General features: G+C 63.4%; 1 protein-coding gene and 1 pseudogene. Both read right to left on the reverse strand.

The features are described from left to right. Window positions 1-483 (reverse strand): TetR/AcrR family transcriptional regulator (locus AB0H50_RS35565; protein WP_357461681.1); only part of this gene is annotated, 483 nt, incomplete at its 3' end. Next, window positions 480-1118 (reverse strand): annotated as a pseudogene (locus AB0H50_RS35570) (acyl-CoA synthetase); the annotation flags it as partial. The pseudogene AB0H50_RS35570 and the gene AB0H50_RS35565, both read right to left, overlap by 4 nt.

The following is a 1118-nucleotide window of genomic DNA, read 5'->3' on the forward strand; positions in this document are numbered from 1 at the left end:
GGAGGTCATCGCCAGGATCGACCGGCGGCAATCGTCGGGAAAGTCCGTGGTGAACACACCTCTCTCGATTCCCTCGTCGATGACGTCCCGAATCCGGCGACGCCCGGCCCGGCGGCGCTCCTCGTACAATCGTGCGCCTTCCGGTTCGAGGTTGCGTACCTCGGTGGCGATCATTCTGCCCTGATCGGGGAACTCGGTCCGGAACTTGACGTTGCCACGAACGAAAGCGCGGAGTTGTTCGACCGGATCGTCCCCGGTTCTCGCGAGTTCAGCGTCACACACCGCGTCGTACGTATCGACACCGTCCATCAGGGTCGCCAGCAGCAACTCCTGTTTGTTCTTGTAGTGGTAGTACAGAGCGGACAGGCTCACTCCTGCTTCCTGCGCGATCGTCCGGATGGACGACGAGCCGTACCCGTTGCGGACGAACTCTCTGCGACCCGCCTCGATGAAGACGCGCTGCTTTGCCGAGGGTGCTTTCACGACGACACCTCGACACCGCCGTACCGCGCGATCAGGGCCCGGAGTTCACCTTTGACCATCTTCCCGGTCGGTGTCCGCGGCAGGCCGTCGACGAATCGGATCTGTCGGGGGCATTTGAAGTGGGACAACCGTTCCCGGCAGAAGTCGATCATGTCGCGCTCGAGGTCGTCACCGGCCTCCGTGCCCGCCGCGAGGAGCACGAACGCCTCGACCCGCTCTCCGAAGTCCGTGTCGGGTACGCCCACGACCGCGACGTCGGCGACCGAAGGGTGCAACACGAGAACATTCTCGATCTCCTGCGGATAGATGTTGACCCCACCCGAAATGATCGTGAACTTGTCGCGGCCGGTGAGGAACAGGACATCGCCGGAGTCCAGGTATCCGAGATCGCCTGTCGTGTACCAGTTCTCTTCGAAGGGATGCCGCGTCTCCGCAGTCTTGGCGGGGTCCTTGTGATACTCGAACGTAAAGTCCGGACGCTCGAAGTACACGGTTCCGATCTCCCCCGCCGGCATCACCTTTCCCTCCGTGTCGCAGATCCGTGCCCGGCCCAGCGTGCCCGGGCCACCGGTCTTACCGACGCATCCCGGCTTGCGCAACCAATCCTGGGGTGTCACGACCGTGCTGCCGATCGC

It is taken from the genome of Nocardia sp. NPDC050793, from assembly GCF_040654065.1.
In the GTDB taxonomy this organism is placed as follows: domain Bacteria; phylum Actinomycetota; class Actinomycetes; order Mycobacteriales; family Mycobacteriaceae; genus Nocardia.